Source organism: Azospirillum palustre, assembly GCF_002573965.1.
GTDB classification, from domain to species: Bacteria; Pseudomonadota; Alphaproteobacteria; order Azospirillales; family Azospirillaceae; genus Azospirillum; species Azospirillum palustre.
The window spans coordinates 31,727-32,065 of record NZ_PDKW01000036.1; the positions used below are offsets into that span (position 1 = coordinate 31,727).

Here is a 339-nt window from a genome sequence, read left to right on the forward strand (position 1 = left end):
CCTGACCGGCGGCGTGGGCACCGACGTCATCACCATCGGCGACACCGGCACCACCATGGTGGTTTCGGGCATCGAGACGCTGGCTGGCGGTGCGTCGACCGACGTCATCACCATCGGCACCACGGGCGGCACCCTGCTGGTTTCGGGTCTGGAGACCCTGACCGGTGGCGTGGGCACCGACGTCATCACCATCGGTTCGGCTGGCGGCACGCTGCTTGCCAACGGTCTTGAGACGATTATCGGCGGCACGGGTTCGGAACTGGTGTTCCTGGGCTCGGGCGGTTCGACGGTCTCGGTGTCGGGCATCGACATCCTGATCGGCGGCGTCGGCACCGATGT

General features: G+C 67.3%; 1 pseudogene. It reads left to right on the plus strand.

Features of this window, described 5'->3' with window-relative positions:
* Positions 1 to 339: pseudogene (locus CRT60_RS36030) on the plus strand (hypothetical protein); the annotation flags it as partial.